13 protein-coding genes are annotated in these 14,521 nt (G+C 62.8%); 11 read left to right on the forward strand and 2 right to left on the reverse strand.

The features are described from left to right. Window positions 1–401 precede the first annotated feature (401 nt). The 4 genes from RCI06_RS06550 to RCI06_RS06565 are packed head-to-tail and all read left to right on the forward strand — an operon-like array spanning window position 402 to window position 4,313. On the forward strand, window positions 402–1,454 hold the full coding sequence (locus tag RCI06_RS06550; protein ID WP_101551015.1) for an ABC transporter ATP-binding protein: 1,053 nt from the start codon (window positions 402–404) through the stop codon (window positions 1,452–1,454). After that, window positions 1,451–2,263: an ABC transporter permease gene (locus RCI06_RS06555; protein ID WP_101551013.1), complete on the forward strand. Its 813-nt coding sequence runs from the start codon at window positions 1,451–1,453 to the stop codon at window positions 2,261–2,263. Before RCI06_RS06550 ends, RCI06_RS06555 begins: the two co-directional genes overlap by 4 nt. After that, window positions 2,260–3,072 carry an ABC transporter permease gene (locus RCI06_RS06560; protein ID WP_101551011.1) on the forward strand — a complete coding sequence of 271 codons (813 nt, stop codon included), beginning with the start codon at window positions 2,260–2,262 and terminating at the stop codon, window positions 3,070–3,072. The genes RCI06_RS06555 and RCI06_RS06560 overlap by 4 nt, the downstream gene beginning before the upstream one ends. After that, entirely contained in the window at window positions 3,072–4,313 is a 1,242-nt protein-coding gene (locus tag RCI06_RS06565) for a PotD/PotF family extracellular solute-binding protein (RefSeq protein ID WP_306575131.1), read from the forward strand. The genes RCI06_RS06560 and RCI06_RS06565 overlap by 1 nt, the downstream gene beginning before the upstream one ends. Window positions 4,314–4,385: 72 nt before the next feature. Here the strand turns inward: RCI06_RS06565 and RCI06_RS06570 are convergent, their stop codons facing one another. Further along, window positions 4,386–4,586, reverse strand: coding sequence for a hypothetical protein (locus tag RCI06_RS06570; RefSeq protein WP_101551007.1), 201 nt, complete (start codon window positions 4,584–4,586; stop codon window positions 4,386–4,388). Between the two features lie 218 nt (window positions 4,587–4,804). Between RCI06_RS06570 and RCI06_RS06575 the strand changes: the two genes are divergently transcribed. The 5 genes from RCI06_RS06575 to RCI06_RS06595 all read left to right on the forward strand — a co-directional run bounded on the left by RCI06_RS06575 (window position 4,805) and on the right by RCI06_RS06595 (window position 11,074). Next, entirely contained in the window at window positions 4,805–7,252 is a 2,448-nt protein-coding gene (locus tag RCI06_RS06575) for an ATP-dependent Clp protease ATP-binding subunit (protein WP_101551005.1), read from the forward strand. Between the two features lie 140 nt (window positions 7,253–7,392). Further along, complete coding sequence (locus RCI06_RS06580) at window positions 7,393–7,782, forward strand: thioesterase family protein (protein WP_101551002.1); 390 nt, start codon at window positions 7,393–7,395, stop codon at window positions 7,780–7,782. After that, window positions 7,779–8,429 (forward strand): HAD family hydrolase, encoded by a 651-nt coding sequence (locus RCI06_RS06585; RefSeq protein WP_101551001.1) that lies wholly within the window; start codon window positions 7,779–7,781, stop codon window positions 8,427–8,429. The genes RCI06_RS06580 and RCI06_RS06585 overlap by 4 nt, the downstream gene beginning before the upstream one ends. Window positions 8,430–8,858: 429 nt before the next feature. Then, entirely contained in the window at window positions 8,859–9,422 is a 564-nt protein-coding gene (locus RCI06_RS06590) for a cupin domain-containing protein (protein WP_242970838.1), read from the forward strand. Then, window positions 9,422–11,074, forward strand: coding sequence for an AMP-binding protein (locus RCI06_RS06595; RefSeq protein ID WP_172439220.1), 1,653 nt, complete (start codon window positions 9,422–9,424; stop codon window positions 11,072–11,074). The genes RCI06_RS06590 and RCI06_RS06595 overlap by 1 nt, the downstream gene beginning before the upstream one ends. Window positions 11,075–11,106: 32 nt before the next feature. On the opposite strand, the gene RCI06_RS06600 is transcribed toward RCI06_RS06595, so the two are convergent. Then, entirely contained in the window at window positions 11,107–11,562 is a 456-nt protein-coding gene (locus RCI06_RS06600; protein ID WP_306575137.1) for a hypothetical protein, read from the reverse strand. Window positions 11,563–11,714: 152 nt separating this feature from the next. Here RCI06_RS06600 and yunB point away from each other — a divergent pair, with 152 nt between their 5' ends. Both yunB and ligA read left to right on the forward strand, forming a co-directional pair. Beyond that, entirely contained in the window at window positions 11,715–12,410 is a 696-nt protein-coding gene (gene yunB, locus RCI06_RS06605; protein ID WP_306575140.1) for a sporulation protein YunB, read from the forward strand. A 55-nt stretch (window positions 12,411–12,465) separates the two neighbouring features. Continuing rightward, window positions 12,466–14,448 (forward strand): NAD-dependent DNA ligase LigA, encoded by a 1,983-nt coding sequence (gene ligA, locus RCI06_RS06610; RefSeq protein ID WP_306575143.1) that lies wholly within the window; start codon window positions 12,466–12,468, stop codon window positions 14,446–14,448. Window positions 14,449–14,521 lie beyond the last annotated feature (73 nt).

A 14,521-nucleotide genomic window follows, 5' to 3' on the forward strand; every position in this document is an offset into this window, starting at 1 on the left:
GGGCGGGGAAGGGACGGCGGAAAAACCGGAGCATATCACAGCATGGCGGAGGATTTTGCAGGGATTTCGAGGCATTCCAAAATTTTTTTGGGGTTTCGCGGAAATTTCCCGATAAAAACGTAAAAATCGCGAAAAATAATGGACTTTTATATTGACATTTTTTCTGCGTATGCTATATTGGGAATTGCAGTTTTTGCATCTGCAAAAAATCGATGATCAACTGCCGCCTAATAACGGGCGGCGCCGGGGTAAACGGCGCCGCTGCGATTAGTGTTTCCGCGGAACGGGCGCACGGGAAAGGGGATGCGCCGCCGGGGAAACGAATTCCTTTTGCGGGTAAGCGGTAAGAAGTCATCGGGGGCCGTAAAGACGGCCTAAATTCCGCAAAGGGGGATGCATAAATGAAAGAAAGCACCATTGTCAGCCTGAGAGACATCTCCGTCGATTTTGATGGCGATCCCATCCTCGTCGGACTGGATCTCGACATCCGCGACAAAGAATTCGTTACCCTGCTTGGGCCGTCCGGCTGTGGCAAGACCACGACGCTCCGGACGATTGGCGGTTTCGTCACACCCAAGTCCGGTGACGTTTTTTTTGATGGCGTGAGAATCAACGACCTGCCGCCCTACAAGCGCCAGGTCAACACCGTCTTCCAGCGGTACGCGCTCTTTCCGCACCTCAACGTGTTCGAGAACGTGGAGTTCGGCCTCAAGCTCAAAAAGCTGCCGGAAAACGAGCGCAAGACCCGCGTGTGGGAGATGCTCGACCTGGTGAACCTCACCGGCTACGACCGCCGCAACATCGACCAGCTGTCGGGCGGCCAGCAGCAGCGCGTGGCGATCGCGCGCGCGCTCGTCAACCATCCGCGCGTCCTGCTCCTCGACGAGCCGCTCGGCGCGCTCGACCTCAAGCTGCGCAAGGAGATGCAGATCGAGCTCAAGCGGATGCAGCAGGCGCTGGAGATCACCTTTATCTATGTCACGCACGACCAGGAGGAGGCCCTCACGATGTCGGACACCGTCGTCGTCATGAAGGACGGCGACATCCTTCAGGTGGGCACCCCCCAGGATATCTATAACGAGCCGAAGAACGCGTTTGTCGCGGATTTCATCGGGGAAAGCAACATCATCGACGGCGTCATGCACGCCGACTGCCTCGTGGAGTTCGCGGGCCAGAAGTTTGAATGTGTCGACACCGGCTTCGGCCGGCTCGAGCGGGTCGACGTGGTCATCCGCCCGGAGGACATCAAGGTGGTCTCCCCGGAGCGCGCGCCGATCACCGGCGTCGTGGAATCGGTCATCTTCAAGGGGGTGCACTTTGAGATGATCGTCGACGCGCACGGCTACAAGTGGATGATCCATTCCACCCGCAGCGAGCAGCCGGGCACCTTCATCGGAATGGAGGTCGACCCCTTCGATATCCACATCATGCACAAGATGGAGGTGGAGGGATGAAATCGAAGGCGGCCGCGTTCCCATACCTCGTCTGGATGCTGATCTTCATCCTCGTGCCGCTCGGGCTGGTGGCCTACTACGCGGTGACCACTCCCGACGGGACCTTTACGATCGACTACATCTCCCAGGTGGGCGAATACACGCCGGTGCTTGTCCGCTCGGTGTGGCTGGCCTTCCTCGCCACGGTGATCTGCCTGGTCATCGCCTATCCGCTCGCCTTCATCATCTCCCGGCACAGTGGCGCGGGCCAGCGCACGATGGTCATGCTCATCATGCTGCCCATGTGGATGAACTTTCTGCTGCGCACCTACGCGTGGATGACCATCCTCGAGAAGAACGGCCTCATCAACCGCTTTTTCGCGCATTTCGGCCTCGGCCCCTTCGAGATGATCAACACGCAGGGGGCGGTCGTGCTCGGCATGATCTACAACTACCTGCCCTTCATGATCCTGCCCCTCTATTCGATCATGACCAAGATCCCCAACAGCGTGATCGAGGCCGCACAGGACCTCGGCGCGAACGCGCGCAAGGTCCTCACGAAGGTGCTCATCCCGATGACCGTCCCGGGCATCTCGACCGGCGTCATCATGGTGTTCGTCCCGTCGGTGTCCACCTTCATCATCTCGCGGATGCTCGGCGGCGGCGGAAACCTGCTGATCGGCGATTTGATCGATTTGCAGTTCCTCGGGAACGCCTACAACCCGAACCTCGGCGCGGCGATCTCCCTCGTGCTGATGGTGCTGATCCTGCTCGCCATGAGCATCACCAACCAGTTCGGAGACGATGAGAAGGGGGATCTGCTCAAATGAAATGGCTGAAAAAATCCTACGTGGCCATCGTCATGGCGTTCCTTTACGCGCCGATCCTGGTGCTCATCGTCTTCTCCTTCAACCAGTCCAAATCCCGCGGCGCGTGGACCGGCTTCACCTTCGGCTGGTATGAGAAGCTCTTCCACAACCAGATGATCATCCAGTCGCTCATGAACACCCTGCTCGTGGCGGTGATCTCGTCGGTCGTGGCCACCGTGCTCGGAACGCTGGCCGCCATCGGCATCCGCAACATGAAGAAGATGTCCCGCACCCTTGTCATGAACGTCACCTACCTGCCGATCATCAACCCGGAGATTGTCACGGGCGTCTCGCTCATGCTGCTCTTCGTCTTTGTCAAGTCGGCGGGCATCCGGCTCGACTTCGGCTTTACGACGGTCATCCTGGCGCACATCACCTTCAACGTCCCCTACGTCATCCTCAACGTCATGCCCAAGCTCCGCCAGATGGACATCTCCGTCTTCGAGGCGGCGCAGGACCTCGGGTGCAGCCCCTCGCAGGCCTTCTTCAAGGTGGTCATCCCCGAGATCATGCCGGGCATCGTCGCGGGCTTTCTGATGTCGTTCACCTATTCGCTCGACGACTTCATTATCAGCTATTTCGTCACCGGGCCGACCTCCCAGACGCTGCCGATCACGATCTATTCGATGACCCGGCGCAAGGTCAGCCCGGAGATCAACGCCCTCAGTACCATCATCTTCGTGGTGGTGCTCACCGTGCTGCTGCTCGTCAACGTGGGCGACGCGCGCCGGGAGCGGGAGCTCCGGATGAAAGCGAGGGATCGGGTATGATGAAAAAACGGCTCCTGTCCCTCGCGCTCGCCGCGGCGCTGCTGTTGGCGCTCCCTCTGCCCGCCCTCGCGGAGGTGGAGGTCTCCGACCCCGCCTACTATGAGCGGTTTCGGGGCAAAAACGTGTCGATCAACGTCCACAACTGGGGCGAGTATATCTCCGACGGCTCGGACGAGGGGATGGACGTCATCTCCGAATTTGAGGCGCTCACCGGCATCAAGGTGAACTACACCACCTTCGCGACCAACGAGGAGCTCTACGCCCGCCTCAAGAGCGGCGGAGCCAACTACGACGTGGTCATCCCCTCCGACTATGCGATCGCGCGGATGATCCACGAGGGGATGCTCGAGGAGCTCGACTTCGACAACATCCCCAACCTCAAAAACATCTCCGAGAGCTTCCTGGACCCGATCTACGACCCGGGCGGGAAATACTCCGTCCCCTACACCTGGGGGACCGTCGGCGTGATCTACAATACCCAGATGGTCGACGAGGAGGATCTGGGGAGCTGGGATCTGCTGTGGAACGAGAAGTATCTCGGCGAAATCCTGATGTTCTCCAACCCGCGCGACGCGTTCGCGATCGCGCTGAAAAGGTTCGGCTATTCGATGAACCCGACGAGGGAGGAGGAGCTGCGCGACGCGACCGATTCCCTCAAGGACCAGAAGCTGCTGGTGCAGGCGTACGTCATGGACGAGATCTTCGACAAGATGCTCGGCGGCGAGGCGGCCATCGCGCCCTACTACGCGGGCGACGCGATCACGATGATGGCGGATAACCCCGACCTCTCCTATTTCGTGCCGGAGGAGGGGACCAACCGCTTCGTCGACGCGGCGGTCATTCCGGTGGGCGCGAAGAACAAGGAAGCCGCCGAGATGTTCATCAACTTCCTGCTCGAACCGGAGGTGGGCGCGGCCAACGCCGAATACATCGGCTACTCGTCCCCCAACGACGCGGCGCTCGAGCTGATGGACCCCGAGGTCACCGGGGACCCGATCGCCTATCCGCCCGACGAGGTGATCGAAAAGACCGAGTTTTTCATCGAGCTTTCGCCCGAGATGAGCCTCGCGATGGATAAGATGTGGACCGAGGTGCTCTCGTCCGACGAGGCCTACAGCAAGTGGCTCATCCCGATCATGATGCTCGTGGCCGTCGCGGCGTCGGTCTCCATCAACCTGCTGCGCTCCTGGCGCAAGCGGCGCGACCGGGAGTATGCGGACCGCCCGGTGAAAAAGGGCTGATCAAACCGAATAACGGAAAAAGAGCGGGAGGCGCAGCGCGCCTCCCGCTCTTTTTTTGGATCTTACCGCCGATTAGCAGCCACAGCCGCATCCGCAGCCGTTGTTGTAGTTGGCGCCGCAGTTGTCGCAGCCGCAGTTGTTGTCGCAGCCACAGCCGCATCCGCCGTTGTTGCCAAAGCCGAAGCCGCTGTTGCCGCCCCAACCCCAACCGAAGATGATGATAATCAGGATAATGATCCAGAAGTAGTTGCCGCCAAAGTTGTTACATCCCATGAAAGGTGACCTCCTATTAGTGATTTCATCCCATACTATGTCGCTCCCTTCCCTTCGGTTACAGCGGGCGCGTTTTCCGCTTTCGGCGGCGCATATCGGCGGGGGCTTCTGACAATATTATGAATGGTTCCCGCATAAGATATTACGGCGCCCTGCGGGCCGCCGGCCGGAGGGAAACGCCGTTCGGGGGCGGGGAAACGAACTTCTGAGGTGATCTTTTGTTCAAATTCAACGGCTTTACGCCGAAGGCCAATACGGCGATCAACTGCGCAATCGAGGAGGCGTCAGTGCTCGGGCACACCTATATCGGCAGCGAGCACCTGCTGCTCGGCCTGCTCGCCGAAGGCAGCGGAGTGGCCTTCACCGTGCTGGGAAAATGCGACGTCACGGCGGAAAAGGTGCGCGAACTGCTCATCAAGACGGTAGGCAAGGGCATCCGCTCGGTGCTCACCCCGTCGGACATCACGCCGCGCTGCAAGCGCATCCTCGAGATGTCCCTCATGCAGACCCGGATGAGCGGCGTGCCGCTCGCGGGCACCGAGCACATCCTCATGAACCTGCTCAAGGAGAACGACAGCTACGGCGTGCGCTTTTTAAAGCAGCTCTCGGTCGAACCGGACGCGGTCGTCAAGCAGATCGGCGACTTTGCCCAGACGACGGGCGCGGACCTGCTGGGCGTACGGCGCGCCGCGCCGCCGCGGCCCAAGCCCGCGGTGCGCACTCCGCTCGTCGACAAGTACGGCCGCGACCTCACCGAGATGGCGCGGCAGGGGAAAATCGATCCGGTGATCGGCCGGGAGAAGGAGATCGAGCGGGTGCTCCAGATCCTGACCCGCCGCACCAAGAACAACCCCTGCCTCATCGGCGAGGCGGGCGTCGGCAAGACGGCGATCGCCGAGGGGATCGCGCGGCGGATCGTCGAGATGGATGTACCGCCCCAGCTCAAGCAGAAGCGGTTTATCGCGCTCGACCTGACAAGCATGGTCGCGGGCACGAAATACCGCGGCGACTTCGAGGAGCGGATCAAGAACACAATCGACGAGGTGGTCGCGGCGGGCAACATCATCCTCTTTATCGACGAGCTGCACACGATCATCGGCACCGGCGCGGCGGAGGGCGCGGTGGACGCTGCCAACATTTTAAAGCCCCAGCTCGCGCGCGGGGAATTCCAGCTCGTGGGCGCGACGACGATCGACGAGTACCGCAAGTTCATCGAAAAGGACAGCGCCCTCGAACGCCGGTTCCAGTCGATCCTCGTGGAGGAGCCGAGCGAGGAGGACGCGGTCGCGATCATCAAGGGCCTGCGCGAACGGTACGAGGAGCACCACCGCATCCGCATCCTCGACGAGGCGGTCGAATCGGCCGTGGCGCTGTCCGCGCGGTATATCGCCGACCGCCGCCTGCCCGACAAGGCGATCGACCTGATCGACGAGGCCTGCTCGCGTGTAAAGATGAACAGCATTACAGTCCCGAACAGCCTGCGGGAGCTGGAAAACAAGCTGACCGCCCTCAAGACAGAGAAGGAAACGGCGATCAGCACCCAGAATTTCGAGTGCGCGGCGAGCATCCGCGACCGGGAGAGCGACCTGCGCGCGCGTCTGGAGAAGGCGCAGAACGATTGGGAGGACAGCGGGGACGGAAGCCTTCAGAAGCTCACCTCCGAGGACATCGCGAAGCTCGTGGCGGACATCACCGGCATCGACGCGACCCGCCTCACCGAGGCGCAGAGCGAGCGGCTGCTCCACCTCGAGGAGTCGCTGCACCAGATGATCGTCGGGCAGGAGCAGGCGGTACACGCGGTGGCGGGCGCCATCCGGCGCTCCCGCGTCGGCCTGCACGACCCGTCGCGCCCGCTCGGCTCCTTCATCTTCCTCGGGCCCACCGGCGTGGGCAAGACCGAGCTCTGCAAGGCGCTCGCCAAATGCATGTTCGGCGACCCGCACGCGATGATCCGGCTGGACATGTCGGAGTATATGGAGCGGCACTCGGTCAGCAAGCTGGTCGGCTCGCCGCCGGGATACGTCGGCTACGACGAGGGCGGACAGCTCACCGAAAAGGTCCGCCGCCGCCCCTATTCGGTGATCCTCTTCGACGAGATCGAAAAGGCGCACCCCGATTTCTTCAATATGCTGCTGCAAATCCTGGAGGACGGCATCCTCACCGACGCGCAGGGGCGCACCGTCAACTTCAAAAACACGATCATCATCATGACCTCCAACATCGGCGCGCGCATGATCTGCGAGCAGGGCAGGCTCGGCTTTTCCGCGGGCGCGCAGGAGGACCCGGATAAGCAGCAGGAGGCGGTGCGCAAGATGATGGTGGGCGAGCTCAAAAAATCCTTCAAGCCCGAGTTCCTCAACCGCGTCGACGAGATCATCGTCTTCCACAAGCTCAGCCAGCAGGAGGTGCGGCAGATCGCCGGGAACATGCTCGACGCGCTCAAGACGCGGCTCGCGGGGCTGCACATTGAGATCAGCTTCGACGAATCGGCGGCGGAGAAGATCACCCTCGACGGCTTTGACCCGCTCTACGGCGCGCGCCCGCTGCGCCGGGCGATCCAGGCGAAGATCGAGGACCGCCTCGCCGACGAGCTGCTCCACGGCACCATCAAGGCGGGCGACCGGATCGTCTGCTCCTGGAAGGACGAACAGTTCACCTTCTCCTAGGGAGGCTTTGAAAAGTCCTCCCGGAACCCCCGAAGCGTTTGATGCAGTCCGGCGTTCCATCCGGAACGCCGGACTGCTTTTTTGCATCCCGCGTCCATTTGTGCTATACTGTCGTCGGTTAGAAAACGGGGGTGCCATTTATGATCGGAGAAAAGAATACCGTGACCTTTACGGTCGGGCCGGAGCGGCTCGCGTCTCATATGGGCAGCGGGGACCTCGACGTGCTCGCCACGCCCGCGATGATCGCGGAGATGGAACGGGCCGCCTGCACGCTGCTCGCGCGCTTTCTGGAGCCGGGGCAGACGTCGGTCGGTACGGCGATGGACGTGTCCCACATGTCGGCCACGCCGTCCGGCATGGCGGCGGAGGCGTCGGCGGAGATCGTCGCGGCGGAGGGCCGCCGGGTGGACTTCACCGTGTCCGCGCGGGACGCGGCGGGGGAGATCGGCCGCGGCACGCACAGCCGGGTGATTGTCGACGCGGCGCGCTTCCAGCAGAAGACGGATGCGAAGGCGGGTGCCGCGGAATGAAAAAGCTCGTGATTTTCGACCTCGACGGGACGCTGCTCAACACGCTCGACGACCTCGCCGCGGCGGGCAACCACCTGCTGCGGGCGCACGGCTGGCCGGAGCACCCGGCCGAACGGTACAAGCTCTTTGTGGGCAACGGCGTCTATAAGCTCGTCGAGCGGATGATCCCTGCGGACGCCGATCATTCGCCCGGTGCGCTCGCGCTGCTGCGGGACGAGTATAACGCCTACTACAGCGCGCACAACGCCGATTTGACCGCGCCCTACCCGGGGGTCCCGGAGCTGCTCGGCGCGCTGGAACAGGCGGGCGCCGCCTGTGCGGTGCTCTCCAACAAGCCGCACGCCTTTACAGTGGAGCTCTGCAGGAGCCTGCTGGGGGAGCGGTTCGCGGTCGTGCACGGCCAGCGGGAGGGCTGGCCCACAAAGCCCGACCGGCTGCTGACGGCGGAGATCCTGGAGGAAACGGGGATCCGCGCCGCCGACACGGTCTACGTCGGGGACAGCGGCGTGGACATGCAGACGGCGAAGAACGGCGGGCTTTTTGCGGTCGGGGCGCTGTGGGGGTTCCGGTCGGAGGAGGAGCTGCGGGAGAACGGCGCGGACGCGGTCGCGGAGCGCCCGCTGGACCTGCTCCGGTATATCCGCTGAAAATTTTTTGAAAAAAACGGTATTGACAACGCCCAAAGTTTGCAGTATGATAGCGTCAATAACTTTTCAAAGACGATGACGGGGACGGCGCAGACACAGCCCAGCCCACAGAGAGCCGGCGTATGGTGAAAGCCGGCGGCGGGCCGTTTGACAGCTCATCACCCCCGAGTTGGGAGCCGAACGGAGATCAAGTAGGCTTCCCCGCTGGACGGCGTTAACGGTCGGGAGCTTGTTAGAGCTTCGCTAAGCGGCGCATTGTTGCGCAATTCGGGTGGTACCGCGGGTCGTAAATTGGACTCGTCCCTTATCTGAGGGACGGGTCTTTTTCATTTTCGCCGCGCCCGTTCCCGGGCCGCGGCCACAACAAATCCGGTCAATTTTGAGATGGAGGTCACCGATATGCAAGAGCAGAAACTACAGGAAATTGCCATGCGGATCCGTACGCTGCGGGAGATTATGGAGATTCCGGTCGCGGAGATGGCGCAGCAGACCGGCCTTTCCGCCGAGGAATACCTCGCCGCCGAGGACGGAAAGAGCGACTTCACCTTTACCTTCCTTTATAACTGCGCGCAGGCGTTCGGCGTCGACATCATCGAGCTGCTCACCGGCGAGGCCCCGCACCTCTCCTTCTACTCGATCGTCCGCAAGGGGGAGGGGCTGAGCATCAACCGCCGCGCCGGCTTCACCTACAACCACCTGGCCTACCGCTTTTCCCGCAAGATTGCCGAGCCCTTCCTCGTCACCGCGCCCTTTTCGCAGGAGGAGCAGGAGAAGCCCATCCACCTCTCCCAGCACGACGGGCAGGAGTTCGACTTTGTCCTGAGCGGGCAGCTCAAGGTGCAGATGGAGGACCACACCGAGTATATGGGACCGGGGGACGCGATCTATTACGACTCCGGCCACGCGCACGGCATGATCGCGACGGGCGGCGAGGACTGTGTGTTCCTTGCGGTCGTCATGAAAGATGAAAACGACAAGGGGGAGAACGACTGATGGATCTCGAGAATTTTTATCAGCGCTTCTGCAAGGAGGGCTTTGACGAAAACGGCGTGCTCAACTACTTTGAGCCGGTGATCGCCGATAACTTCAACTTTGCCTACGACGTGGTGGACGAGATCGCCCGCCTCGAGCCGAACCGCCGCGCCATGGTCTGGTGCAACGTGGCGGGGGAGGAGCGGGTGCTCACCTTCGGCGAGATGAAGCTCTATTCCGACAAATGCGCCCAGATGCTCGCCGACCACGGCGTCAAAAAGGGCGACATGGTCCTGCTGGTGCTGAAAAGGCACTATGAGTTCTGGTTCACCGTCCTCGCGCTCCACAAGCTCGGCGCGGTCGGCGTGCCCGCCACCAACCTGCTGACCACCCACGACCTCGTTTACCGCTTCGAGGCGGCTGGCATCACCGCCTGCGTCTGCTCGGGCGAGTGCAACATCTCCGAGTATGTCGACGAGGCGTGCAGGCAGTATGACGGGGTCCACTCCAAGTTTATCGTCCGCGGCAGGCGGGAGGGCTGGCTCACCTATTCGGAGGAGCTCGAAAAGTACGACGGGAACTTCGAGCGGGTCCAGACCTCCAGGGACGACCCGCTGCTCCTCTACTTCACCTCCGGCACGACGGGCATGCCCAAGATGGTCGTCCACAACCACGCCTACCCGGTGGCGCACATCATCACCGCCCGCTACTGGCACAACGTCCACTCGGACGATCTGCACCTGACCGTCTCCGAGACGGGCTGGATGAAGGCGGTCTGGGGCAAGCTCTATGGGCAGTGGTTCGCCGCGGCGTCGATCTTCGTCTACGACTTTGACAAGTTCGTCCCCCACGACCTGCTGCACATGATGGAAAAATACAAGGTCACCACCTTCTGCGCACCGCCGACCATCTACCGCTTTTTCATCAAGGAGGGGATGGAGGGATACGACCTGTCCGCCCTGCACTATTCCACGACGGCGGGCGAGGCGCTCAACCCCGAGGTCTACAACCGCTGGTACGAGTTCACCGGCCTGCGCCTGATGGAGTCCTACGGCCAGACCGAGACGGTCATGCAGGTCGCGAACTTCGTGGGCACCACCCCCAAGCCGGGCTCGATGGGCAAGCCGTCGCCGATCTATGACATCCACCTGATCGACGAGGACGGCAACGACGTGCCGCGCGGCGCCGTCGGCGAGATCGTCATCAACACCGAGAAGCCCCATCCCGGGCTCTTCGGCGGCTACTACCGCAACCCCGGGGAGACGGCCGCGTCCTGGCACGACGGCTACTACCACACGGGCGATACCGCATGGATGGACGAGGACGGCTACCTCTGGTATGTCGGACGCACCGACGACGTCATCAAGTCGTCGGGCTACCGCATCGGCCCCTTCGAGATCGAGAGCGTGCTGATGGAGCACCCCGCCGTGCTGGAATGCGCGGTCACCGGCGCGCCCGATCCCGTCCGCGGCATCGTGGTCAAGGCGACGATCGTCCTGACGAGCAGCTACCAGCCCTCCGAGGAGCTCAAAAAGGAGCTCCAGACCTTCGTCAAAAAACAGACCGCTCCTTATAAATACCCCCGCATCGTCGAGTTCGTCACCGAACTGCCCAAGACGATCTCGGGCAAGATCCGCCGCACCGAGATCCGCGCGAAGGATCAGAAGAAATAATCCGCTCTAAAAACGGACGCCCGACCGGCAGGTCAGGCGTCCGTTTTCGTTTTCCGGGCGATTTCGAGCGCCTCCGCGAAGGAGAGCCGCTTGGTGAGCGCGTCGAGCTCTGGACTGGCGATCCAGTCGGGATGGGAGCAGTCCCCGAATTTGACCGTGTGCACGACGGTCCCGCGCGCGAGGCATTCGTTGTGGGGCACGCCGGGGACGGTGACCGCCCAGCCGCCGGGCGGGAGCTCCCGCAGGCGCGCCGTCCCCTCCCGGTATTCGGCGAAGACGACACAGCCCTCCTGCACGATCACCATCTCCCGCAGGGCGCTGTGGGAATGGCTGTTTTCCCACACCGGGCCGCCCGTATTCTCGCAGCGGATATAGCTGCTGCCGTCCCGCCCCGTGAGGCGGAAGCGGACCTCGCCGTTTTCCATCCGCTCGTGGTTGGTTGTGATCCCGAACTCCGCGAGCTCCCGTTCGTTCAGCTTTTGCGGCATGGCGTTCCCTCCTTTTTCTTCCATCCTAGCACGAAACGCCCGGTTTGTCACCCAAAGCGGAGGGATTTAGCCGGATTTTCCGTCTGCGAGAACGTTTTGGCGCGGGGCCGAATACATTTATAGATAGACGCATACGGAAAGGGGGCGGCGCGGTGAAACCGATCACCATCCGCATCAGCCGCCGCAAGCTGCGCGCGCTCAAGATGCTCGCGGCGGGGACGCTGATCCTGCTGGCGGCCTTCTGGGTGGACGGGCGCATCCGGCCGCTCGTCTCGACGGTGTCGACCTACCAGTCCAAGCTGGTGGCGACCCGCGCGGTCAACGACGCGGTGCTGCGGGTCATTTCCGAGGAAAACATCACCTATGGGAAGATCATGAACGCCGTGCTCGATGAGAAGGGCAAGGTCACGACGGTCACCACCAATATGGTTGCCCTCAACCGGCTCAAGGCGGAGATCAACAACGCGGTCAGCGACGAGCTCCAGAAGGGGATCGAACAGCCGATCGACCTTCCGCTGGGCACCCTGCTCGGCGGGCATTTCCTGTCGGGGCGGGGGCCGAGCGTCCAGTTCAAGGTCGTGCCGATGGGCTACACCGAGACGCAGATCTACAACAAATTCCAGTCGGCGGGCATCAACCAGACGCTGCACCAGGTGATGGTGACGGTCAACACCCGCGTGGCGGCGATCCTGCCCCTCTATACGGTCGAGACGGACGTCTCGACCGACATCTGCATCGCCGAAACGGTGATTGTGGGAGAGGTGCCGCAGTCGTTCACCGATATCTCGGGCGACAACCGCGGACTCATCGACAAGGTCAACGATTACGGCCTGAAAAATGTGGATTGAGACGGGGATTTGTGATAGAATAACAGGGAATGATACCGAACTGGAGGAAGACGGCATGGACCGGAAAACGGCGGAAAACCGGGCGGGCGAGCTGCGCCCGATTTTGGAAAGATACAGCTATGAGTACTATGTGCTCGACAACCCCTCGATCAGCGACTATGACTACGACAGGCTGCTGCACGAGCTGCTGGACATCGAGACGGAATTCCCCGAGCTCGCGACGGAGAACTCCCCGACGCGGCGCGTCGGGGGCATGGCGCTCAACACCTTCGCGCCGGTGCGCCACGAGGTGCAGATGGGCTCCTTGCAGGACGTTTTCGACACGGCGGACATCGCCGCCTTCGACGCACGGGTGCGCGAGACGGTGGCGGACCCCGTCTACATCGTCGAGCCGAAGATCGACGGGCTGTCCGTCTCGCTCGAATACCGGGACGGCGCCTTCTGGCGCGGGTCGACGCGCGGGGACGGCGTCACCGGGGAGGACGTCTCGGAGAACCTCAAGACGGTCGGGTCGATCCCGATGACCCTCACCGAAAAGCTCCCCTTCCTCGAGGTGCGCGGGGAGGTCTACATGCCGCGCGCGAGCTTCGACCGGGTGGTCGCCCGGCAGCTCGAAAACGAGGAGGAGCCCTTCAAAAACCCGCGCAACGCGGCGGCGGGCTCCCTGCGGCAGAAGGACAGCCGCGTCACCGCGCAGCGGGGGCTGGATATCTTCGTCTTCAACATCCAGCGGATCGAGGGGAAGACCCTCACCGGCCACAAGCAGTCGCTCGACTACCTGGCGGCGCTCGGCTTCAAGGTGATCCCCTCCTATAAGGCGTTCACCGACATTTCCGACGCGATCGCGGAGATCGGGCGGATCGGCGAAAACCGCTACGAGTTCCCCTTCGACATCGACGGCGCGGTCATCAAGGTCGACGACTTTACAGAGCGCGAACAGCTTGGCGCGACGGCCAAGTTCCCCCGCTGGGCGGTCGCCTTCAAATACCCTCCCGAGGAGAAGCGGACCACCCTGCGCGAGATCGAGATCCGCGTGGGGCGCACCGGCGCGCTCACACCCACGGCGGTCTTCGAGCCGATCACGCTGGCGGGCACGACGGTGAGCCGCGCGGTGCTCCACAACCAGGACTTCATCAACGAGAAGGGGATCGCCATCGGGGACACGATCGTCGTGCGCAAGGCGGGCGACATCATCCCCGAGGTCGTCTCGGTCGCCTTCCACCAGCCGGGCGCGCCGGTCTACCGGATTTCCAACGTCTGCCCCTCCTGCGGCAGCATCGCCGAGCGGGAGGAGGGGGAGGCGGTGCTCCGCTGCGTCAACATGGCCTGCCCGGCGCAGGTGGCGCGCAACCTTGTGCATTTCGCCAGCCGCGACGCGATGGACATCGACGGCCTCGGCCCGGCGATCGTCCACCAGCTGCTGGAAAGCGGACTCGTGCATTCGGCCGCCGACCTCTACACTCTGGAAAAGGAACCGCTCGCCGCCCTCGAACGGATGGGGGAGAAGAGCGCGCAGAACCTGCTGGAGGCGCTCGAGCGGTCGAAATCCCGCGACCTGTCGCGGCTGCTCTTCGCGCTGGGCATCCCGGGCATCGGGCAGCGGTCGGCGCAGCTGCTGGCCCAGCGGTTCGGCAGCATGGACGGGGTACTCTCCGCCACGGCGGAGGAGATCGCCGGAATCGACGGCTATGGCGGCATCATGGCGCAGAGCGTCGCGGATTTCTTCGCGCTCGGCCAGAACCGCGCGCTCATTGAGCGGTTCCGCTCCCTTGGGCTCAACATGCTCTGCGAGACGGCGCCCGCGGCGGACACCTTCGCCGGGAAGACCTTCGTGCTGACCGGCACGCTGCCGTCGCTGACCCGCAGCGAGGCCAAGGAGATGATCGAGGCGGCGGGCGGCAAGGTGAGCGGAAGCGTCTCGAAGAAGACCGACTACGTCGTGGCGGGCGAGGAGGCGGGCAGCAAGCTCACCAAGGCGCAGAGCCTGGGCGTGGCGGTGATCGACGAGGCGGGCCTGCGGGAACTGCTCGGACAATAACGGACAGCCAAGGGCCGCCGGGGAAAACCCCGGCGGCCCTTTCTGCATGTTTGGGGGCCTTCTGGTAAAAATA

It is taken from the genome of Anaerotruncus massiliensis (ex Togo et al. 2026) (genome assembly GCF_030825285.1).
GTDB lineage: Bacteria > Bacillota > Clostridia > Oscillospirales > Ruminococcaceae > Anaerotruncus > Anaerotruncus massiliensis.

Coding starts and splice junctions, on each gene's coding strand:
- RCI06_RS06550 (WP_101551015.1), top strand. CDS start 402: ATGAAAGAAAGCACCATTGTCAGCCTGAGAGACATCTCCGTCGATTTT.
- RCI06_RS06580 (WP_101551002.1), top strand. CDS start 7,393: ATGATCGGAGAAAAGAATACCGTGACCTTTACGGTCGGGCCGGAGCGG.
- RCI06_RS06570 (WP_101551007.1), bottom strand. CDS start 4,586: ATGGGATGTAACAACTTTGGCGGCAACTACTTCTGGATCATTATCCTG.
- RCI06_RS06585 (WP_101551001.1), top strand. CDS start 7,779: ATGAAAAAGCTCGTGATTTTCGACCTCGACGGGACGCTGCTCAACACG.
- RCI06_RS06560 (WP_101551011.1), top strand. CDS start 2,260: ATGAAATGGCTGAAAAAATCCTACGTGGCCATCGTCATGGCGTTCCTT.
- RCI06_RS06555 (WP_101551013.1), top strand. CDS start 1,451: ATGAAATCGAAGGCGGCCGCGTTCCCATACCTCGTCTGGATGCTGATC.
- RCI06_RS06595 (WP_172439220.1), top strand. CDS start 9,422: ATGGATCTCGAGAATTTTTATCAGCGCTTCTGCAAGGAGGGCTTTGAC.
- RCI06_RS06590 (WP_242970838.1), top strand. CDS start 8,859: ATGCGGATCCGTACGCTGCGGGAGATTATGGAGATTCCGGTCGCGGAG.
- ligA (WP_306575143.1), top strand. CDS start 12,466: ATGGACCGGAAAACGGCGGAAAACCGGGCGGGCGAGCTGCGCCCGATT.
- RCI06_RS06565 (WP_306575131.1), top strand. CDS start 3,072: ATGAAAAAACGGCTCCTGTCCCTCGCGCTCGCCGCGGCGCTGCTGTTG.
- RCI06_RS06600 (WP_306575137.1), bottom strand. CDS start 11,562: ATGCCGCAAAAGCTGAACGAACGGGAGCTCGCGGAGTTCGGGATCACA.